This window comes from Bradyrhizobium sp. Leo114 (assembly GCF_055229415.2).
The window spans coordinates 1-21,067 of sequence record NZ_JBUYEN020000079.1 but is presented as its reverse complement, the minus strand read 5'-3'; the positions used below and the strand labels follow the sequence as shown (position 1 = coordinate 21,067).

10 protein-coding genes and 9 pseudogenes are annotated in these 21,067 nt (G+C 59.3%); 11 read left to right on the top strand and 8 right to left on the bottom strand.

Annotated elements, in window-relative coordinates:
• Window positions 1-1,912 (bottom strand): annotated as a pseudogene (locus tag ACZIRK_RS42015) (hypothetical protein); the annotation flags it as partial.
• A gap of 596 nt (window positions 1,913-2,508) precedes the next feature.
• Here ACZIRK_RS42015 and ACZIRK_RS42010 point away from each other — a divergent pair.
• The 6 genes and pseudogenes from ACZIRK_RS42010 to ACZIRK_RS41985 form a co-directional block, all read left to right on the top strand.
• Window positions 2,509-3,111 (top strand): annotated as a pseudogene (locus tag ACZIRK_RS42010) (MBL fold metallo-hydrolase); the annotation flags it as partial.
• Between the two features lie 25 nt (window positions 3,112-3,136).
• A complete protein-coding gene (locus tag ACZIRK_RS42005) occupies window positions 3,137-3,544 on the top strand; it encodes a hypothetical protein (RefSeq protein ID WP_051397283.1) in 408 nt (135 codons plus the stop codon).
• Window positions 3,541-3,774, top strand: coding sequence for a hypothetical protein (locus ACZIRK_RS42000; protein WP_035692697.1), 234 nt, complete (start codon window positions 3,541-3,543; stop codon window positions 3,772-3,774). The genes ACZIRK_RS42005 and ACZIRK_RS42000 overlap by 4 nt, the downstream gene beginning before the upstream one ends.
• Window positions 3,774-3,956 (top strand): terminase small subunit, encoded by a 183-nt coding sequence (locus ACZIRK_RS41995; protein WP_028168835.1) that lies wholly within the window; start codon window positions 3,774-3,776, stop codon window positions 3,954-3,956. The genes ACZIRK_RS42000 and ACZIRK_RS41995 overlap by 1 nt, the downstream gene beginning before the upstream one ends.
• Before the next feature lie 116 nt (window positions 3,957-4,072).
• Window positions 4,073-5,013: pseudogene (locus ACZIRK_RS41990) on the top strand (IS110 family RNA-guided transposase); the annotation flags it as partial.
• A gap of 171 nt (window positions 5,014-5,184) precedes the next feature.
• A complete protein-coding gene (locus ACZIRK_RS41985; protein ID WP_165435560.1) occupies window positions 5,185-5,430 on the top strand; it encodes a hypothetical protein in 246 nt (81 codons plus the stop codon).
• Between the two features lie 65 nt (window positions 5,431-5,495).
• On the opposite strand, the pseudogene ACZIRK_RS41980 reads toward ACZIRK_RS41985, so the two are convergent.
• A pseudogene (locus ACZIRK_RS41980) lies at window positions 5,496-6,426 on the bottom strand (LysR family transcriptional regulator).
• Window positions 6,427-6,981: 555 nt separating this feature from the next.
• Between ACZIRK_RS41980 and ACZIRK_RS41975 the strand changes: the two are divergent.
• Window positions 6,982-8,403 carry a hypothetical protein gene (locus ACZIRK_RS41975; protein WP_474419536.1) on the top strand — a complete coding sequence of 474 codons (1,422 nt, stop codon included), beginning with the start codon at window positions 6,982-6,984 and terminating at the stop codon, window positions 8,401-8,403.
• 133 nt (window positions 8,404-8,536) lie between these two features.
• Here the strand turns inward: ACZIRK_RS41975 and ACZIRK_RS41970 are convergent.
• From ACZIRK_RS41970 to ACZIRK_RS41950, 5 genes and pseudogenes are all read right to left on the bottom strand, one after another.
• Window positions 8,537-9,316 (bottom strand): annotated as a pseudogene (locus ACZIRK_RS41970) (IS701 family transposase); the annotation flags it as partial.
• Between the two features lie 687 nt (window positions 9,317-10,003).
• Complete coding sequence (locus ACZIRK_RS41965; RefSeq protein WP_283813548.1) at window positions 10,004-10,756, bottom strand: glycoside hydrolase family 127 protein; 753 nt, start codon at window positions 10,754-10,756, stop codon at window positions 10,004-10,006.
• Window positions 10,737-11,155: pseudogene (locus ACZIRK_RS41960) on the bottom strand (beta-L-arabinofuranosidase domain-containing protein); the annotation flags it as partial. The gene ACZIRK_RS41965 and the pseudogene ACZIRK_RS41960, both read right to left, overlap by 20 nt.
• Window positions 11,134-11,967 (bottom strand): beta-L-arabinofuranosidase domain-containing protein, encoded by an 834-nt coding sequence (locus ACZIRK_RS41955; RefSeq protein ID WP_207231139.1) that lies wholly within the window; start codon window positions 11,965-11,967, stop codon window positions 11,134-11,136. The pseudogene ACZIRK_RS41960 and the gene ACZIRK_RS41955, both read right to left, overlap by 22 nt.
• A 278-nt stretch (window positions 11,968-12,245) precedes the next feature.
• Window positions 12,246-14,270, bottom strand: a pseudogene (locus ACZIRK_RS41950) (prolyl oligopeptidase family serine peptidase).
• Window positions 14,271-15,279: 1,009 nt separating this feature from the next.
• Between ACZIRK_RS41950 and ACZIRK_RS41945 the strand changes: the two are divergent.
• The 3 genes and pseudogenes from ACZIRK_RS41945 (at window position 15,280) to ACZIRK_RS41935 (ending at window position 19,048) form a co-directional block, all read left to right on the top strand.
• Window positions 15,280-17,890: pseudogene (locus ACZIRK_RS41945) on the top strand (PAS domain S-box protein).
• Window positions 17,887-18,567, top strand: a complete 681-nt coding sequence (locus ACZIRK_RS41940; protein ID WP_028168833.1) for a response regulator transcription factor — start codon at window positions 17,887-17,889, stop codon at window positions 18,565-18,567. Before ACZIRK_RS41945 ends, ACZIRK_RS41940 begins: the two are co-directional and overlap by 4 nt.
• Before the next feature lie 91 nt (window positions 18,568-18,658).
• Window positions 18,659-19,048 carry a response regulator transcription factor gene (locus ACZIRK_RS41935; protein ID WP_028168832.1) on the top strand — a complete coding sequence of 130 codons (390 nt, stop codon included), beginning with the start codon at window positions 18,659-18,661 and terminating at the stop codon, window positions 19,046-19,048.
• Window positions 19,049-19,471: 423 nt separating this feature from the next.
• On the opposite strand, the pseudogene ACZIRK_RS41930 reads toward ACZIRK_RS41935, so the two are convergent.
• A pseudogene (locus ACZIRK_RS41930) lies at window positions 19,472-20,311 on the bottom strand (transposase family protein); the annotation flags it as partial.
• A 147-nt stretch (window positions 20,312-20,458) separates the two neighbouring features.
• Between ACZIRK_RS41930 and istA the strand changes: the two are divergent.
• Window positions 20,459-21,067, top strand: a 609-nt coding sequence (gene istA, locus ACZIRK_RS41925) for an IS21 family transposase (RefSeq protein ID WP_474419537.1), incomplete at its 3' end; no start/stop codon positions are given.

The following is a 21,067-nucleotide window of genomic DNA, read 5'->3' as shown; positions in this document are numbered from 1 at the left end:
TTTCCAGTCGCTGAAGCTCCTCTGAAGGGTCGGAGACTGCTGACGGCATGGCTTCATCATCCAGATGATCCAGCACTCGCCGAAGCTCTCCCTGAGGGAGCTGCTCTGAATGGAATGCGGCTTGCGCCTGAATGAAAGCCGACGGGGCGGGGTGATCATCTCGCCTTTCGTGAAGCTCCTCTGCGGATTCGGCATCAAGCAGTCGCCGAAGCTCCCCTGGAGAGAACTGCTCGGGATCAAAAGTAAACTCTTCCGGATCGATGGAGAACGACAGAGCAGGATGATTGTCTCCTAGTCCGTGAAGCTCGTCATGCAACTCTTTTTCCAGTCGCTGAAGCTCCTCTGAAGGGTCGGAGACTGCTGACGGCATGGCTTCATCATCCAGATGATCCAGCACTCGCCGAAGCTCTCCCTGAGGGAGCTGCTCTGAATGGAATGCGGCTTGCGCTTGAATGAAAGCCGACGGGGCGGAGTGTTCATCTCGCCTTTCCTGAAGCTCCTCTGCTGGCTCGTCATCAAGCGGTCGCAGAAGGTCCTCTAGAGAGAACAGCTCGGGATCCAAAGTAAGGTCTTCCGAATCGATGGAAAACGACAGAGCAGAATGATTGTCTCCTAGTCCGTGACGCTCGTCATGCAATTGTTTTTCCAGTCGCTGAAGCTCTCCCTGCGGGAGCTGCTCTAAACGGAATGCGGCTTGCGCCTGCATGAAAGCCGATACGGCGGGGTGACCGTCCTGTTCTTCCTGAAGCTCCTCTAGCCGAGTACCCGCTTGGTGCGGCACGCTGTGCTGCGCAGCGGCGTCGTCGATGCGCCGCGGTTCCATCAGCGCCGCGGTTTCGGGATTGATGAGGGCGACGTTCTGGGGGGAAGGATTAAGCTCAGCGCGAGGGCCGCCGGGTTTCTTGGGCACGACCACTCCCGTCGCCCGCAAGGTGCGGAAATACTCTAAGGATCTAAGGAGTTTCGCAGTATTCCCTCCGGGGTATTTGTGTATGGCACCATCGTCGATCAGCGACTTGCTGTCCAGCCGAGCAACAATGCCCGGTCGGTTATCTTTGAACAGCCAACGGCTATAGTTAATGAGGCGGCTTCCATGCTCATGCGCCCCTTGGCTGCTCATGCCGCCCTCTATGAGGGCGTGCTCAAGCTTCAGGACGACAGCAGCATCCTCGGAATAAAGAGGCCGCTTATCCGGATGCCCTCGGACTATGACGCCTGTTGCTGCAACCCGCGGTGCACCGCTACTTTCTGCTGAAGCGGCGTTCGCGCTTGACTGTCGGTATATCACAACCTCTTCAAGATCGGGCAGCGCCCTCTGTCTCTTCGCTGCTCTCGATTGAGCCGCGTCATGCTCATGATTGATAAGGACCCCTTCGCTTGGCAGGAGATTGCTCCTGGCGCGTGCATCCGTCCTTTCGCCAAGGGATTGTTGGACATCGTTAGATGCGTCTTTCCCTGAGGAGAGCGCGCGCGGTTCCTCGCGAGAAACTAAATGACTGGTGCCATGATACGCACGAAGGACGGCCACCGCTTTCTTCATTTTGTTGTCTTTCGGAAAGAAAGTAGTTGCGTGCTCGAGCAGGGACTTGTGGTTTGCTAGATCGGTCGTCTGGCCGCGAGCGCGGAGATCATTCCCAAGTCGACGAAGTGCCTGAGTATAGCCTCTAACCGTTTCAGGTTTTGGCTTTTTCTGAGCCGCATATTGAGTGATCACGCTATCGATAAAGTTCCGGTCTTTTGTAGACAGATGTGGATAGCTGGAGGGCCTGCTGGCAACGGGAGCGGCCTGGCTTGCCTGGGCCAAGTGCTGCTCAAATTGGCGGGCCTGGCCCGTCTGCGGCTCTTCCGAAGCGGCGTGCTGCACCTGCGACGAAGCTGCCACATTAAATGGATCAAAGTCTTGCGGGTCCACGTTAGCCTCACGTTCAAGATTACCTGAGCAGGTCTCCTACTGTGGGAAGCTGTCGAGAACCTGACGTGGCCATGGTCACGCAGCGTTCGCACCCGCCAACCTCGGAACCGACATCGCTCGGGATCAGCATCCATGATCTAGCTCTTCGCACCTCTTGCCGGCTTCGAGCATCTCGCAGAGTTGTAACACTTTGGGTCCTGCCAGGGCCCTTCCCCATGCGGGTGACGCGCGACCGCCCGATATCGCTAGATACAAAATTTCAAAAGGCGCTTTCTGTTCTCGGGTCGGTTGCAGGATGGGGGCCCCAGGCGGACCCGGAAAACATCGAACTGGCGATTTTTGACGGGCGAAATTGATATTTTGGTCCGGCGTCGTCCGGCGGACTGAGGGGATACCGAAACGCGCTCGAAAGAAACAATACCGATTGAGACCGTATAGATCCAATCGGAGCCTTCCTTTCATGATCGTTATCGGCCTCAAGGGCTTTATCGGGTCCGGCAAGACCACCGTGGCCCGCCATCTCATCGAGCGCCACGGGTTTGTGCGCGGCCGGTTCGCTGGCGCGCTGAAGGACATGCTGCGCGCCTACCTTCGCTACCCTCGACGTCGTCGTCCAGATGCTCGCGGGCTTGTGGGGAGAAGGGCGTGCGCCCGTTCCGCTAGATCTCGTTCCGCTGGCGACCGGCCAGGTTCTCGACGCCGGCGCCTTCACGATCGGGTGCTTTCCGATCCCCCACCGCGACACAGACAGCTTCGGGTTTTCCTTCGAAAGTAAGGTCCGTCGCCATCTTCGGCCAGACCGCCTTTCGGCCCTCGGGGTGCCGGACGGTCCCGTGCGCAAGGAGCTGGCGGAAGGAAGGCCCGTTACACTCGCGGATGGCAAGACGATCGATCCCGAAGACGTCCTCGGGCCGCCGGAGGGACGCAAGAAGCTTGTCATCGTTGGCGATACCGAGACTGTCGATGGCCTGGCTGAGCACGTTGGCGATGCCGACGTGCTGGTGATCGAGGCGACTTTTCTCCAACGCGATGCGTCCATCGCCCGCGATTACGGGCATCTTACCGCGGCCGAAGCCGCCACGCTCGCGGCAACGACGGGCGTCAGGCTGCTCATTCTGACACACATTTCCGGTCGCTATCATGATGAGGAAATATTGGCCGAGGCGAGCAAGAGGTTCGCGAACACTCGAGTATCGGCACTGCGACGAAGCCACCATCGAGCGCATGATCGAGGGCGATCTGAAAGAGAAGCCGACGCCCTGGCTGGGTGGCCGGTCGCCCCGACACGCGATGGAAGGGCTCGGTGGTCTTTGGGGCCGCGACCATATGGGTTCGGACTTCTGGATCGGCACCGAGACCGACAAACTCTACATCGAGACCCCGAAGCGCGTCGTCTTCGAGGATGTGAGGCACGCCAATGAGGGCGAAGCCATCGACCGCATGGGTGGATGGGTCATCGAGATCGTCCGCCCCGGCCTTATCCCGCAGGATCATTTCACCGAGAAGGCCGAGCTTGAAGTCAAGGCGCATCGGTCGGTCCTCAACTACCAAGGCGACATGGCGTCCACCTTCCGCCAGATGGACATCGTCGTCGCTGATCTCGCTGCTCGGGCGGATCGGGGGCTCGCATGAAGCTGTCCCAGGCATGCGACTTCGAGCGCCTTCTGAAGCGACGCGACGAGCTGTGCGGAGCGCGCCGCATTGCAGATCACGGCGATGGTCTCGGCGTGACGATCAGGGGCACGTATCAGGACGCCGAGATGGTCGCAGCGGTCAAGGCCGCCGTTGTCGCCGAGCTTAATCGGCGCATCGCGGCCATCGACACCGAACTGACCGCTATGGGCGTCGAGATCGACGAATAATGGGCAAGGTCGTCAACCGGCAAGAGCTTGCGGACATCTTCGGCTATTCGCTGCCGACGATTTCCGCATGGGTCGAGAACGGAATGCCGGTCAAATCTCATGGTGGTCGGGGCAAGCAGTTCGAGTTCGACACTGAGGACGTGCTGAAGTGGCTAAAGCCCTCGGAGCCGTGTGGCCGATAAGCGGTCGGTATCGGGCGAAGCGGACATCGACGAAGATTTATGATGGGGTGGACGCCCCGCCGACGGCATCGATGTGCCAAAGTGGAGGTGTTTAGCACCACTTAAGGGAGGCGTCCGTGTTGCAGGTTAGCACAATCGGTCTGGATATCGCTAAGCATGTTTTCCACGTTCATGGAGCGGACGGGAAAGGACGGGCTGTATTCAGCAAACGGATCAGCCGAGGAAAGCTCTTGGATTTCTTCGCAGCCCAGCCGCGTTGCACGGTAGCTTTAAAGGCATGTGGCGGAGCCCATCACTGGGCGCGTCAGCTCACCCAGCTTGGCCATGAAGTTCGGCTGATCCCGCCCGCCTATGTAAAACCGTTCGTGAAGCGGCAAAAGAACGACGCGATCGATGCCGAGGCGATCTGCGAAGCGGCGCAGCGGCCGAGCATGCGGTTCGTGGCCGTGAAGAGCGAACAGCAACAGGCGGCGGGTCTGGTGTTTCGGACCCGTGATCTGTTAGTGCGGCAGCGAACCCAGCTCATCAACGCGATCCGGGGTCACCTCACTGAATATGGTTGGATTGCACCCAAGGGGCCGTCGCATGTGGCGACGCTTGCCGATCTGATCGAGGAGGAAGCGATGGCCAGTTCGCTTCCCGAAGCGGCCCGCACCATGTTCCGAGTGATGTTGGACCTGTTCGCCGGCCTCAACGGCAAGATCGCGGGTCTCGACAAGGAGATCGCGCGACGCGCTCGCGAGGACGAAGTATCGCGCAGGCTGATGACCGTTCCTGGCATCGGCCCGATCTCCGCCACCGCGATCGCCGCTCTAGCACCGCCGGCCGAGACTTTTGCCAAAGGTCGTGACTTCGCGGCCTGGCTCGGTCTCACGCCCCTTCAAAGATCGACGGACGGCAAGCAGAAGCTCGGCGTGACATCCAAGATGGGCGAACGCACGCTCAGGCGCCTACTCATCATCGGCAGTAGCGCCGTTGTCAGCAGGCAAGCAAACCGGGCGCGCCGAAGGGTTCGTGGCTCGAACAGATGCTGGCTCGCAAACCGCGTATGCTGGTACCCTCGCGCGCGTCGCAACGAAGCTTCCAGCCGCGCCTTCTCCTTATCCCAACGCGCCTCTTCGGCTTGCGCTCGCGCCTCGAGAACCTCGACCTCAGCTCGAATGTCGGCAGCATTCTTTTCGTGCTTCTGACGAGCTGCGTCCAAGGCGGCTTGCGCTTTGTCGATGGCGTGCTGCCGTCGCTCGCGCTTCTTCTGCCGAGCCGCCTCTTCCTTTGCATCCTCGCGCTCGCGTCGCTTCTGTTCCTTCTCAAAAGCGAGTGCGGCCTTCCGGTCGGCTGCCGGATCATTGCTCCGCTTTGCATGCTGCTTCCGCGGCTCGTGGCCGGCGAGCTTAGGGCGGCTCGCCTTCTTCGAACCGTCATCGTCGGTGATATCCGTGGGCAGTTCGGCGTGCTCTTTGAACGGACCGCTTGAGCCAACGGGACGCTTGAGAACAACGCCGGGCGCCGACCTCCTATCTGCGGCAGCTTCCCGCAGCCCTAGCGTTCTGCCAACAGATTGAGGAAACGCTTCAGAGCCGGGTTCTCATTGTCGTCGCGCCAATGCGCGTAGAAGTCCACCCGGCTTGGCTCCGCTCCGTCCTGCAACTCCCGGTACACAAGGCCAGCGAAACTTGCACCAATATCCGATTCCATCACTAGACTGAGCCCCATGCCCATACTCGTCAGACTCTTGATGATGCCAAGGCTTACGTCATGGCGCTCTACGGCGGGGCGATCGTCAGGTAGAACGAGCTTCGAAATCAAGAGATCCTCGAGCTCTCGTCCGGGATCATACTCACTTAGAAGGATCTTTTCGTTTACGCAAATCGGTCCAATAGATGATCTCGCGTGCCGCCAGGCAGTGATCCTGCGGCAGCGAGATCAGAATGCGTTCGCTCCAGAGCAGTAGTGATCTGGTGTCTTTTGAAGGTAGACGTCCAGGGCTAACGACAACGTCGACCGTTCCGTTACGGAGGGCAGTCATCAGACCGAAGCGAGAGCGTTCCATCGTTGCCAATTCGAGCCGTGGTAGCAGCTTCTTGAGCTCACCTATCGTCGCCCGCAAATTCCCGGTCGAAATGGATGTGCAGAAGCCAATGGTAAGGAGACCGGATTCGCCGCGTCCATTGGATACTCCCGTGTCGACGAGCGCATCGACTTGTTCCAAAATCAAACGGGCAATTCGCAGAACTGCTCGGCCAGCGAGAGTGGGCTTGATCCCCCCGCTCGAGCGGTCGAACAGCGAAGTCCCAACCAGATGCTCAAGCTGACCGACGGAACGGCTCAGCACCGTGTGCTTGATCGAAAGCACTTCGGCGGCGCGTCCAAAGCTTCCGTAGTCGCAAGCAGCAACGGCCAGTCGAAGCTGCTGAAGGTCAATAACTCTGGCCGCGTTCCGCCGATTCTTCCTAATCTCGATTTCGGTCATGTTCAGAGCTCGATAGCAAACCGCAAAGAACATGACGTCCCCGCTCTAGGCGGGACGTATGTCTCGCTTGTCGCCGCCACGGAGGTAACTTCGACGGTCTCCGCGACGGGCGCCGCGAGCCTCTGTCGCAAGCTATCAACCTCACGACGAAGCCGCCCACCCCCTCACTGTAGGCGGCTTACATTGGCTGGATTCGAGCAGCGATAGGATTATGGCGGCCCGGCGCAAACCCGCTGGATCAGAAACCGCCGCGCAGACCGAATCTCTCGCGAAAGCGACACCTGGAAAAAAGAAGCAGCCGCAGGAGCGTCACCGTAGCGACGGCCCCCAAGAACGGGCCTTTAGGGTGCATGGTTTCGTCAGCTTGCCGAAAGCTAGATCTCCTACATTGAGCCCGGAGATCGGGACGCGATTGTCGCCTGTTTACTAGGGCGCAAGTTGCTCTTTCCGAGGTTCACATGATTCGTGTCTCAAACTTGCGGGCCTCTGTGCTGCTTGCGCCAGATCTGAGCTGGGCTGCATAGATCTGCAGCTTGATTTCGAATGGAGAACGGTATGGACGGCTCGCACTTCAATCCTCGGCAGGTGAACCCATCACTATCAGGATCGGCTCCGCAGAATGCCGAGATTCCGCCGGGTCAAGAGTCGGACGACGCGAGCTCGCAAGCGAGCTTTGAGCAGCTGCTCGAGGAATTGCCGCACGCTTCGTCAGAGGAGAGCGACCAAGGGATCCGGCGCACGGATCTCCTCCGCAGCGACGGCAGCCGAGCGGGGAAGCGCCCGAAAAGTTGGGCGTCGGTCGCATTCCTTCCTGACTCGTCAGCTTCTCGAAAGCCTGAAATGACCCATGCTGGAGGGGAACAGATGAATATCGATCCACCCAACACCGCAAAAGACTCCATTGAAGCTGACGATCTCCTGCGGCAGCGGCAGCGGGCGCAGCAACAGCCGGGCGACCTGAGCGCACAAACCAGCTCACCAGCACACCCGTCCCCGGATCAAGCGAACTTTGAGCAGCAGCTGAGTGAGTTGCGGCCAATCCACCGAACATCGGATTCAGCTGTCGCTTTGATGGATTCCGGGATTGGATCACCCTCGACCATGACGAAAGGCACTCTGAGAGCGTGCGCTATCCAGGAAAGCGAGCGGTGCCCGGCCGCTTCCTTTGTCAGGGGGCGCGCCGAACTTGCCGGATCGCTAACCGGAGCGAACGTTAAGGCGCTAAAGAACGAGATCAAACTCGCTGCGCAGCGAGCAGTACAGTGGCCACGAACCACCGGATCTTGTGCCGGCAGTGTTGACGGCGACCGCATCTTCGACGACGTGGTGGCATCATCGTATCTGCCGCTGCACCGTTTTCAGAACGAGGACATCGATTGCGAGCCCCTCCTAGAGGAGGAGGTGAGTGCCATCGCGCATGTGCGTTCCTTAGCGGATTTGCGTGCTCACGCGACCCCGCATGTTTCAAAGGCTGCTATCTGCTCGGACGACGAAAGAGAGGACGAAATTGATATGGCGCGCCTCGCTGCATGGCATACCAAAGGCCTTAGAGAGAGTCCTTTTGTGTCATTGTGCCAGGACCCCTCACGACTGCTCCTTTCAAAGGACGACAGTGAGAATGGCGCGAAGGCGATTGCAAAGAATGCTAAGAAGCTGCACACCTACACGGTACCAAGCGTCACCGCTTGGCCGATCAAAAAAATCAACGATATTTTAGAGCGTGGGCATGCTCCCGGAGATGAGGAGCTGCGAGATTGGGTGAGGGGAATACCGACCGAGGAGACCGAGGTCTTGTTTCTGGGCGGCAATCTAGCTGACTATCGGACAGCCATCGTAGATAATCCGAACACGGCTGACGCACCGCAAGATGGTCCGCGCATCAAGAAAGCAAGGGTCAGCTCCGATACGCCCGAGATGATGGCGGACTCTCGAACTCTTTGCCCCTCGGATTCCAGCCATCAATCTTCGCAGTCCTGACGAGCTATCGCCTGTGGTCGAATCGGCCGGGGTGGCGCGCCTGCTTTCAGTTATCTGGAAGTCGAGCGTGCCGAACGCGTGGGCGTCCGATCCAGGCGCATCAGCAGTTGAAAGAGGAGTTCGGGCTTGATCACGCGAGCATGTCTTCGGCGGGCGCGACAGGATGTCCGGAATGGACCGCTTGCGGGGACGCCCTCGCATTGCGAGCGGCCAGATCAGCTTGACGCCGACCGGGTCCACCTTCAGGTGACGAGGGATGCCATCGGCCCAGGCCAGCCCGCGTCGTGCCCCCTTGCCGAAACGGCGCACTGAGGCTGTATCCTGTATCGGCCAGCGGAACCGAACCGCACGCCGGCTACCATCGCGCGATCAATCTCGGCCAAAAGCTTGGATCGTGGGGTTCGGTATTCGACTGGTACGCCGCCGCGCTTCAAACTTGCGGTATCGCTGGTCCAACTCTCGGGTAGGAAGAGACGCAATGCGATCATCGCTGGTACTTCACCGCGCACAAGCGTCAGCGACGCCAACGTTGGGCAATTGCCATTTTGCCAACGCCCGAGGCATATTGAGCCGCGACACTGACCGAGTGTTCGCCCCTCTTCGTCAGCGCGGTGTCGTCGATAACCGGCACCGCATCATCGCCGCCGACGAGCCGGTCGGCCTGATTGAGCAGCTCTGTCTCTAACGGCTTCGCATCCCAGACGCCATCAGCGATGAAATGGTGCAGCTGATCGTATTCGCGCGCTGCAGAGCGTTACGCCATCGGTTGAATGTTTTTGCGCTCACCAGGGCCGATCAACCCGGCAATGTAACGCGGACACATCTGTCGCCGCGCCTTATGACCCAAGCGATCCAGGAATGGCTTCAGCCAAGGCTCGAGCTCGTCTTCGCAATCCGGCGTCGCGTTCCCCATGGTCGGCCCTCCAAAAGCCGACTTCCTCTCAATCGTCGAAAAATCGATTCGGGATCTTGAGGGTTCTGTGAGGTCGCGTGGCAGGCGGGAGCCGGGCGCGGTGGCGCGTGCTCATAGAAGCCGGATTGAACGAGCCGCTGCCACGCCCGAGCCGGCGAAATTGAAAACCGATGATCTTAGACGATCGCCAGGCTCAAACGCATGCACAACGGCGCGACGCGGCAGGGATGTTGCTAGTTGGGGTAGGTTGTCGAGGGTATGTGCTGTCAATGGGTTAGGCGTGGCGGAAAGGCCATCCGTGACAACCCTGGCGCGAGAAGCCCGGTAACGGCCTTCAACGAGGGAATTGCAGAGCGGCGCCGCGGCACGTCCCTTGGATGAAGCGATGTCGTTGGTGGTTCTCATTGTTCATCCGACTGCACGGTTCTATTCATTCCAAGCGCCGCCTGCCGATGGCAAGAAGATTGTTGGTTGTTAGCACCACTCCCACTCCAGCAAAAATTCAATGCGCGCCAGCGGCTTGGTTCTATCTTCAAGATCAAATTTGCAAGCTTCCGAGGCCTCAAGCCGCAAAAGCTTGCAATCTCAAAACCGTTGTTGCTAGGAAATTGAATCCGCGATCAAGGCCTAAAGGGCACTTCACGGGCGACGCATTAACTTCACGGACGCGCCACTCAGCCATCGGCGTCAGCGCTCCTTAATCCAAATCCGCATTTCGCCTTCGCCGCGGTTAGCCCAGCTGAACCATGGAATGAATGTCAGCCGCTGCGGTTGTAGCTGTCCAGGCACTTTGTCGTACTGACAAAGTGCCGTTTCTTCAGAATGCGTGTGTTGCAACCGGGACCCATCAGCCTGCAGCAAAATCTTGTCGAAGAGACCAGTACCTTCGACAAGCGAAAACCGGCTTTCTGCAGGAAGCCAAAGGTTGTGTAACTCGGGCCCGTTGTCGGCTTCTTCCACACAATACATCAAAGGGCCGCGCTGGATAGCCACCTTGCCGGCCAAATTGCGAAGTTGCGGATGACCGTATACGCGGCGTACTTGCATCGGCAGCGATAGTTTGACGCGATCTCCCTGCCGCCACGTGCGGTGAATGTGCAAATAGCCCTTACGCGACTCGCAATGGACAGGTTCGCCGTTCAGGCTCACCGCCGGCGCGCTGCACCATTCCGGCAGGCGCAGGGCGAGCGTGTGGGCGATCGGCTGTGCAGATTCCACGGCGATTTCCACCTCGTCCCTCCAAGGATAGTTGCCGCTCATGAGCAACCGCAGGCGTATGCCCGCCAACCGATAATGCCACGCTATTGCCAATGTAGAGATTGATGTAGAGCGCGTCGGAGCATGGCGTATAGATGTAATGACCAATCGATGTGAAAAGGCGTGCGATGTTCGGCGGACAGCACGCGCAGCCAAACCAGCGTTGCCGCACCGGCCTGACATGATTGTAGATGCCATTGGACCGCAGCGTTTTGGGATGAACTTCGAGCGGGTTAACATAGAAATAGTGACGCCCATCGAAAGCGATACTGCCCAGAACCGTATTATAGAGCGCGCGCTCCATCACGTCGGCATAGCGACTGTCCACTTCCATCTCCAGCATACGGCGCGCCAACATCATCAGCCCAATCGACGCGCAACTTTCCGCGTACGCGATACGTTCGGCAGATCGTAATCGCTGCTGAACGCTTCGCCGAAGCTTTGCGAGCCGATACCCCCAGTGATATAGATCTGGCGCTGCACTATGTTTTGCCATAGCCGCAGGCAAGCCTGGCGTTGCTGCTCGTTCTGACGCAGACGCGCGAGATGAGCGACGGCAGTCATGAGGTATACAAAACGCACCGCATGCCCGGTTGCAGTCCGCTGTTCCGAAATTGGCAGGTGCGCGCCTGGCTATAGGCCTTATTTTTCACCGTCCAGGGCATGCCATGTGATTTGACGTCGCAGGATTGCCGGCGTTTCTCGTGTTCAATGTCATAGAAGTGCGGCTCGGTGCCCCGTTGCTCCACGAAATAATTGGCTAGCGTCAGATATCGCTGCTCCTGCGTCACTTCGTAGAGGCGCGTCAATGCAAGTTCAATTTCTGGATGGCCATCATAGCCGTGTAGCTGATCGCGCTCCGGGCCGAAAACTGTGGCGAGGTGGTCAGCAAGTCTGCAAACGACGTCCAGCAGGCGTCGTTTGCCAGTAGCCAGAAAGAAAGCGATGCCCGCTTCAATCAAGTGGCCGGCACAGTAAAGCTCATGGCATTCGGCTAGGTTGCTCCAGCGCTCCTGAGGCGCCTTTAGCATGAAATAGGTGTTGAGATAGTCGTCGCCGCATTGGGCGGCCGCAATCAATTCAATCAGCTCATCGGCGGCTTTGTCCAGGTCCGGATTGGGTGTCTGGCACAGCGACCAAGCAGCCGCCTCTAGCCATTTTGCGACATCACTGTCCTGAAAAACCGTGCCGTAGAACTCCCCCTTCGCACGTCCGGCGGCAATACGGAAGTTTTCTACCGCGTGGCTCGGTGTCGCTTGCGGATTGCGGTCGTTGAGCGCGTTCCATTGGTAGGGAATCGCCACTTCCCTCACCAAGTGCTGGCATTTCCCAATCAGCGGATCTGAGACCTGTAGGTCGTGAAGGTTGACTTCGGCCACATCCCGCTGATTCATCTCGTTTCTCCTTCGTGTGGGGCGAACCGGCGCCTAGCTCAGGCAAGCCAGCTCGCCATGATCGTTGTTGAGGTTGCGGCCCCGAAATTGGCGGCTGCGCAATCGTATTCTGCACGCGAACGTTGAAACGCTAGAAATGGAAAAGCTGCCCCCCATGCCGCTGGATGGCGTAGGGCTCATAAAGGGCTGGTCAAACCAAGCTTCTTTCCAATCCCCTACCGCTGAAATGTCATGCAACCATCACGCTGGAGCTTGTGTGATCACAAGCGCCGGTCCGCCTAAGCCTCGCCGTCAAGCCAGCCGATCTTGCTCTTCAGGAATCGAAAGCCCAGCAATCTCGAACCCGGCCCGCTCCCTATTGTCCCGACCGTAACCATGACCGCCCGCCGCAGGCTCGTAGAAATAGGCCTCGTAGCCCATCGCCTGGAGCTTCGCGGCCATCTTGCGCGCGTGTCCGGGATGAACACGATCGTCCCGCCCGCGGTGGCGATCAGGATCGGCGGGTATGTTTGGCCGCGTTTGGCGGCATGATACGCGGAATAGGTCTTGAGCCACTCCCAGTGGTCGAGCTTATCGGGGTCCCCATATCGCAATCCAGCTTGCCCCTTCCAGAAGCTTGGTGTAGCGGCGCATGTCGATCAGCGGGATCGTGTAGACCAGCGCGCCGAAGCGTTCCGGATAGCGCGTCAGCATATTGGTGATGAGGATGCCGCTGTTCGATCCGCCCTGGGCTGCGATCCGCTTCGGCTCCGTGACGCCACGACGCACGAGATCGGCGGCAACGGCAGCGAAGTCGTCGTGCGACAATTTCTTGCCACTGAGACGGCCGGCATCGTGCCAGCGCGTGCCGAACTCGCCACGGCCGCGTAGATGCGCCTGGACCGTGGTGCCGCCGCGCTCGAGCCAAAGCTTGCCAAGCGCTGAATTGTAGGACGGCCTCATCGAGATTCCAAAGCCGCCGTAGCCGCTCATATGGACGGGCGCATCGCCCGTCTCGCCGGCCGGACCGGTCCGTACGTAGGGGATGTGCTCGCCATCAATCGAAATGGCCTCATGTTGGGTGACCACCAGCCCATCCACGGTGAAGGTCTTCGGCGCCTGCTTGAGCACGGTCGGACTGCCGACATTATTCTCGATCAGCATAAGCGAAGCTGGCGTGAGCGGATCCTGGCTATCGACGAGCAGGTCGCCATTGCGTTCGGATGGGTCGCTATCAAGAGGCCAGACCTGGACTATCCCTATGTCGGGAATCCCGCGCAGTCGCGCGCGGCTCCACCCTTTATCGGATGGCGAGCAGATCTCGAAGAACGGCCGCAGTTCGTTGAGGATGGAAAGCACAAGCCTACCGGCACTCCAAAAGAGCCCCTGCAGCGCCCGGCGTGGGCTTGGTTCGAAAAGAACCTCGAACTGACGGTTGCCTTGAAGGAAAGCGGCCAAAGAGATGACGAGCACCGTATCCGCGGCATAGGTCTGCCCTGCCACAGATCAGGGCTCGCGCGGTCTGATGGCGAGCCAGTCGCGATGGGTGGCAGAATTGAAGGCGTCCACCTGATCGACGAACCACAGCCGTGGCGGCACGACGGTGCGCTCGACATTGCAGCCGGCTTCAACATGATCAGCTACGACCTCAAAGATCACTTGCGCTTGATCCGCCTGCGTACCGCGCCGCCATATCCTCACTGTACGCGCATAGCCGGAGGTCGTCGCCATGCCCTGCCTATGAGAGCTCGACAGCACCAGCGTATCGGGATCGAGCCGTTCAACCGCGCTCTTGGCTTCCGGCAAGACGAAGCTATCACCGACAAACGTCTACGTGTCGGTATCGAACTCACGCAGGGCGACGGCATCACTGCCGCCGCGCGATAGGCTCAAAATCGTTCGTCTATGACTCCCCTGCGGCCAGACCGTCGCCCTCAGAAGCCGGTCTTCGCCTTCGCTAACCGCGAGCTGATCGATCTCGAGCAGAGCTTCCCATGACGGCTTTGGCGTGCGAAATTCTTCCAGAGTGGTTCGTCGCAAGAGGCCGCGCGGATTGTTGGCGTCCTTCCAGAGATTGTAGAGATAGCTGCCGCGCCGCCGGACGTAGGGAATATTGTCCGGCCGATCCGATCGTAAATCCAGGTCAGCGCGTCGCGATCCCGCTCGCCAAACACCTGCAGCGTCTTGCCATTCTGCCGCTCAACAAATTTCAGCGCCCGCGCGCCTTCGATCTGTTCCAACCACAGATAGGGATCATCGTCTGGAGCGGAAAGCGTCGGCTTTGCAGGTACTTTGTCGTCGCGTTTGCTTTCACCACGCTTCACTCCATCGCCATTGACGCGCACTCCCGACACAGCACCGCATCAAAGCTTTTCACATATTGCATCCGCAGTTCATTGCGGTGGCGGCCGTCGAGGCTGATTGCCATGTGTCAGTCAATTCCATCAATTGCTGAAGTTGGTAGTTGACTTGGGCGCGCTCTGACGCATTTGGCAGGACCGCACATCCTCAAGGCTTCAACCCCAAACTGCCCGTGGCAACTTCATCTCGATGCGAGCTCGGCTTTCCTTGCCTGGGGGCGACTACCGAGCACCTGGGCGACACCGCCCCACCCCAAGTGGCCGCGATCACAACGTCCGTACCTCTGGATCAAGGTAAGATCGAGAACTTGGTTGCTGAGGGCCGAGACCGTTCTTGCAGCGCAAAGAGGCGCTTGCGGTACGAGCTACACCGAAATTGCTTTCATCACCCTCGCCGCCGGGCGAATCTGGCTATCAATTGAGTCCACGCGCTGGGGAACCTACCGTGCGGATCCCACGCCGCAACGCGAAAGGGCACGCTCGCGCCCATGCGGCGGCAGAGGCTTAGGATGCTCGCTAACATTCGGCACGGCCCTAACGGCCCCCTTTCAGTCGAACTGCCGGCCTGGCCGTTGCGCTCTGTTGGGGTCCTATGCGCACTGGCCGTATGGGTTCTAAAAAGGGTTTGATGGGCCGCCTCGATCGGCTAGCTTCTCAGGGACACCGTTCTTCGGCGTCATAAAAGTCTGGAAAGTCTGGAAGCGCGGAAGTGGCTAGGCGTACCATCGAAATCTATCGCTCAATTAGCTTAAAATGCGGTCTCATCGCGCAACCGGCAGCGGCGGACCTCAGGACGAGCGGAAGCAAAGCCGAGTCAAAACGTTAGTATAGTTTTCCAGATCCTTGGGATAGGTTATTTATTTAGGCCAGGCTGATTTACCAAGTTCGGGCGCCTTACCAAGTTTGGACCCCTTACCAAGTTCGGACCCTCACGAAGCTCGGACGCTTAGTCGCGCAGCGTGTTTTTGGTGGCATTGTCCTGGCGCTGGTGACAACTTCCTTGTACTTTCATACCCATTTCGCCGCGATGGCGTTCTCTTATTGGTAGTGGTCTTGCGGTTTTCGCTATGGGCAGCCTCATTGTATCTGCCATGCTTTCCATCTTGTCCATCGCTGTTTTGGCCTACTTCTTTACGCCCCCTACTTCCAATCTTGCGTTCGATGCTCCGCAAGATCTTCCGGTGGTTGTGATTCTCTTTGTTGCCTTGCTTGTCGGAACCCACCTCATCCGAAAAGTCCGCCGGGAAAGGGCGGCCACGCTTGAGGCCGCAGCCAAGCTCCGGCGCAGCGAGGTTGAGTTGCGAGATCGAGAGAAATGGTGGCGCGAAGTCTTCGAGCATAACCCGGTCATGTACTTCATGGTCGATGCCGCCGGAACGGTCCTGAACGTGAACACGTTGGGCGCAACACAGCTCGGCTATTCGCCCTCGGAGCTCGTCGGGCATTCCGTTCTGAAGGTCTTTCTGGAAGAAGATCTTACCCTTGTTCGCAAATGCCTTGGGCTGTGCGTTGAAACCGTCGGCCAATCCCACACTTGGGACATCCAGAAGGTCAGGAAGGATGGCGCGGTGCTGTGGGTGCGGGAAAACGCCAAAGCCATGCATTGGGCAGACGACCAGCTCATCATCCTCATCGCCTGCGAAGATATCACCGAGCGAAAGCGGACGGAAACTGCCCTGCGGCGGAGTGAAGCCCATTTGGCCCAGGCGCAGGAATTGAGCCGCACCGGCAGCTTCGGCTGGAACGTCGCCACCGGCGAGGTCATCTGGTCAAAGGAGACCTTTCGCATTTTCCAACACGATCCGGCGACAAAACTGAACCCGCAACTCGTCATTGATCGAGCCCATCCAGAAGATCGGGCTGCCGTGCGACAGACCATTGATCGAGCGCTCCGAAACCTAGAGGATTTCGAGCACGAATACCGACTGCTGTTGCCGGACGGCTCGGTGAAGCACCTCCACGCGCTGGCACGAGCCATTAGAACCGCATCTGGCGATATCGAGTTTGTCGGGGCAGTGACGGACATTACGGCTGCAAAGCAGGCGGAACAACAGCTTCGCCGTAGCGAGGCCTATCTGGCCGAAGCACAGCGTCTCAGTCACACGGGCAGCTGGTCCTGGGACGTCCACCGTCTCGAATTTGTGTATCGCTCCGCCGAAGTCGATCGTCTGTTTGGCTTCGATCCGGAAGAGACTGTATCGATAGAGACCATCCGGTCGCGTATCCATCCAGACGACTTGCCGCAGCTTCGGGAAGTGCCGCGCCAGGCTATCGAAGACAAGGGAGGGCACTTCGAATATGATTTCCGAATCCTTCTTCCAAAAGGCGCGATAAGGCGCATACATTCCGTTGCGCACGCTGTGGTCGGTAGCGATGGCAACGTCAGCGAGCTCATCGGAACGCATATGGATGTCACCGAGCAATACGCAGCTAGGGAACGGCTGGAAAAGGCTCTTGCTGACTTGCGCGAAAGTGAGCAGCGCTTTCGCGACTACGCCGAAACGGCCTCCGACTGGCTCTGGGAGACCGGGCCGGACCACCGGGTCACCCGCTTTTCGGGGCACACCAGCGCAGCAAGCATTTTGGCCACGGGAGTCGTCGGGCTGCTTCGCTGCGAAATTGCGGGCGATGTCGAAGCGGAATCTGAGAAGTGGCGGCAGCATCAGGCGACAGTCGACGCGCGACTTCCATTTCGCGATTTCATCTATCGCACCGTCACCCGGACCGGATCTCCAATTTACGTCCGGACCAGCGGCAAGCCATTCTTTGATGCTGACGGCAATTTCCTCGGCTATCGCGGCGTCAGCACTGACATCACCGCAACCATCCGCGCAGATCAGGCTGAACGAGAACTGCGGAAGGCGCAGGCGGAGCTCGCGCACGTGACACGCGTAACGACGCTGGGCGAGATGACCACCTCCATTGCGCACGAGATAAACCAGCCGCTGGCCGCCATTGTCGCCAATGGCGAGGCTTGTCTGGGTTGGCTTGATCGCGAAACTCCTGATCTTTCCGCCGCGCGCTGCTCAGTGGAATGGATCATCGAGGACGCCATCCGGGCGAGCGAGGTGATTCGCCGCATTCGCACGCTAGCCAAGAAAAGCGAGATCGAGATGGTGCCGCTCAATATCAATGAGATCGTCAAGGAGGTTGTCGCGCTGGTGACTCGCGAGCTGGTCAGCCACCAGGTGTCGTTGCGGACCGAGTTGGCGGCGGCCCTCCCCATGATCCTGGGTGACCGGGTTCAACTGCAACAGGTGATCATGAATCTGGTGATGAACGGGATTGAGGCCATGCAAACAGTCAGAGACCGACCGCGCGAACTGGTGATCCGGTCATCCCAACACGATCTGGGAGGCGTGCACCTCGCCGTGACAGATTGCGGCGTTGGGATCACCGAGGAACACGCTGACCAGGTGTTCAACCCCTTTTTCACCACCAAATCAACCGGCCTTGGAATGGGCCTTTCGATCTGCCGTTCGATCGTGGAGGCTCACGGAGGGAGCCTGTCGATTGCCTGCAAGCAGGAGTCGGGCGCGACGTTTCAATTGGTCCTGCCGTTGCATGAAGAGGTCGTGTCGTGACCGGGCGCTGTGACTCGCCGCGCGGAGGCGCGCAAGCGGAGAAGCCGAGCGGAAGAGCGATCGTCTTCGTGATCGACGACGACGTCTCGATGCGTCGTTCGCTCGCGAATCTTTTTCGATCGGTAGGCTTGGACGTTGTTGCGTTCGGATCGGCGCGAGAAATGCTGCAAGCCAAGCTTCCGGATGTTGCCAGCTGCCTGGTCCTTGACGTCAGGCTACCGGGATTGAGTGGCCTCGAGCTGCAGACTGAGCTCGCCAAGTTGAACCTTCGCATTCCGATCATTTTCATCACTGGTCATGGCGACATTCCCATGACCGTCAAGGCCATGAAGGGCGGAGCGGTCGATTTTCTCACCAAGCCGTTTCGCGATCAGGAGCTGCTTGACGCCGTGGTCGCCGCGACCGAACGGGATCGCAAAAGGCGGGAGGTTGAGAAGACGGTTGCCAACCTGCAGTCCTCGTTTGAGGCCTTAAGCCCACGCGAACAGGCCGTGATGAAACTGGTCACTGCTGGGCTGATGAACAAACAGATAGCCGCAGAGCTCGGGCTGGCCGAAATTACCATCAAGATCTACCGCGGACAGGTAATGAAGAAAATGGGCGCACGGTCGCTGGCCGATTTAATCAGAATGGCTGAGCCCCTGGGAATTCGTCCCAACCGGCCGGAACAAGCCTAAGTATGACTATACAATTTCATCTCTCAAGCCCACCCTTGACCCAGCCGACTATGCTTCGGCAATCGCCTTTTCTGCGTTAGGAGGGGTCGTTTTGTTCACGCCTTCGCTCATTTCCGTGGTCGATGACGACGGCTCCGTCCGTGCTGCCATAAATAATCTTTTGAAATCCCGCGGCTACATAGTCCATACATTTGCATCCGCTGAGGAGTTCTTGCGCTCGCCACACCTGAATGAAACATCGTGTGTGATTGCGGACGTGCAGATGTCCGCTATGAGCGGCTTGGACCTGCTGACACATATGCGGGCCGAAGGTTGCGATGCTCCATTCATTTTCATCACTGCCTTTCCCGATGATCGCGTTCGCGCCCGGGCGCTGAGCGCGGGAGCGATTTGCTTGCTGGCCAAGCCATTCGCAGGACAGCACCTGATCAGGTGCCTACATACCGCACTGGATAAGCATCGCGGCGGAGCTAACGCGTGAGACGATGAGCACGCAGTCTGCTCAGTTCGGTGCTGATCTGTGGGCGGAACCGCGCGCTTCGCAACACCGCAACGTCGATGAAGACCTCGGCCTCGCATCGCAACTCGTAACCAGTCGTTGGCGATCGGGGTCCCCTATTGATATTTTTCCGGTATTCGTCACTGGCTTGCGGCGGGGCTCCATCACCTACGGTCGCGAACGCTTTGAGATTTACGACGAAGCCACTTGCTCGACTAACCTCAGTTTCAACTGGTCGTGGCCACCCTAGAGGCGGCCCATATCTCAGGCATTGCTAACAGCAGCGATGATCTCGGCAGGCGCTCCTGTTCGCGGCGAAAGTTTGACTCTGATGAAGGCGCGCTCCATCACGGTGCTTGGCCCAGATTGCTGAGTGTAACCAGTCGACCGTGAAGAACCCGGATTTCAGCTTGGGAGGAGCTGAAGTCGGCGGATGAGCTGGACGAGGATTTGGCGCAGCAAAAGCTCGAGCCAGCGGATGAGGCGACGGAAGTTGTAGCCGGCGGCGGCGAGGACGGCATTGGTGGCGTCGCCCTGGCGGTGCCAGAGATAGTTTCGGCCCATTCGGTGCTCGGATTTGAGGTGGCCGATCACCGGCTCCACGGCGGAGCGCCGGCGCAGCTCGCGCTTGATCTTTGGCGTCACCCGCCGCTTCTGGCCTGAGATGAACACCCTGAACTTGTAATCGGGCGGCGCATTGTGGCCGCGATAGCCTTTGTCGAGACACATGCGCTCGATGACGTTGCCGACGAGCGCCTCCATGCCTGGGATCACGGTCTTGAGCGTATGGCCGTCATAGGGGTTGCCGGTCAGCGCTTTCACATGGGTGACGAACTGACCGCCCTTGGCGGGCGCGAGGTTGGTGGCCACCGAGACCTTGACGCCGAACTCGTAGGGCCGGTGGGCCTTGCCCTTGCCGATGCACCCCACCTCCGGCGCGTGCAGCGAGCAGACCTTGGGGCCGCGCTGGTGCTGCTTCTGGTCAAGCACCCGTCGCGCCAGCGCCAGCATGCGTTCGAGGACAATCTCGCCAAGCAAGCCGGTGCGGCCTTCGATCTTGCGGGCAATGTCACGGATGACGCGACCGAGATAGGTTCTAAGCGTCTTCAAGGCCCGGTTGGCGCGCTTGAACTGCTTGGCGTGGGCATAGCGCTGATGCTTGATCAGGGCGAACTTGCCCACCCGCGCATAAGACTGCCGCAACGAAAGGCCCTGCCGCTTTGCCAGCCGGGCCAGGATCTCGCGGGTGTTGATGCCTGAGTAATTCTCCCCAGAAGTGCCGTTTGAAAAATCCCCAGTTGATCGTGCCGCCCATCCTCAGGGCGTGCCCTGAGGATGGGCGGCGAATCGATCACCCGATCCTGCTCTGCCCAGAACGAGGGAGCGGGTGCGGTGATCAAGCTTGGGGAAGTCATCATGATACTTGATCTTCATCGGCAGGGGCTGACGGTTTCGGCGATCGCCCGCGAACTCGGGATCGATCGAAAGACCGTTCGCAAATGCATCGCTCGCGGCCTGGAGCCGCCGGTTTATGGTCCACGCAAGCCACGCCAGCGCCGGATCGACCCATTCGTGTCCTATTTGGGCGGGCGGGTGACGGCGTATCCCGGTCTGACCGGCCGCCGGCTCTTACGGGAGCTGCGCGAACGCGGCTACGAGGGCGGCTACACCGCCGTCACCGATGTGCTGCGCGAGATTCGTCCGGTCCCATTGCCAACGTTTGAAGTTCGCTTCGAGAGGCCACCGGGCGACCAGGCGCAGGTCGACTTCGCTCAATTCCAGGTGCAGTTCACCGATGAGCCGGCGGTCACCCGCATCGTTTGGCTGTTCTCCTTTGTGCTCGGCTTCAGCCGGCTGATTTGGGCGCGTTTTGCCCTGCACCAGGACATGCAGACGGTTCTGCGCTGCCATATGGCGGCATTCGAGGCGATCGGTGGCATCCCCCATGAGATCCTTTACGACCGCATGAAGACTGCCGTCATCGGCGACGCCGGCGGCAGC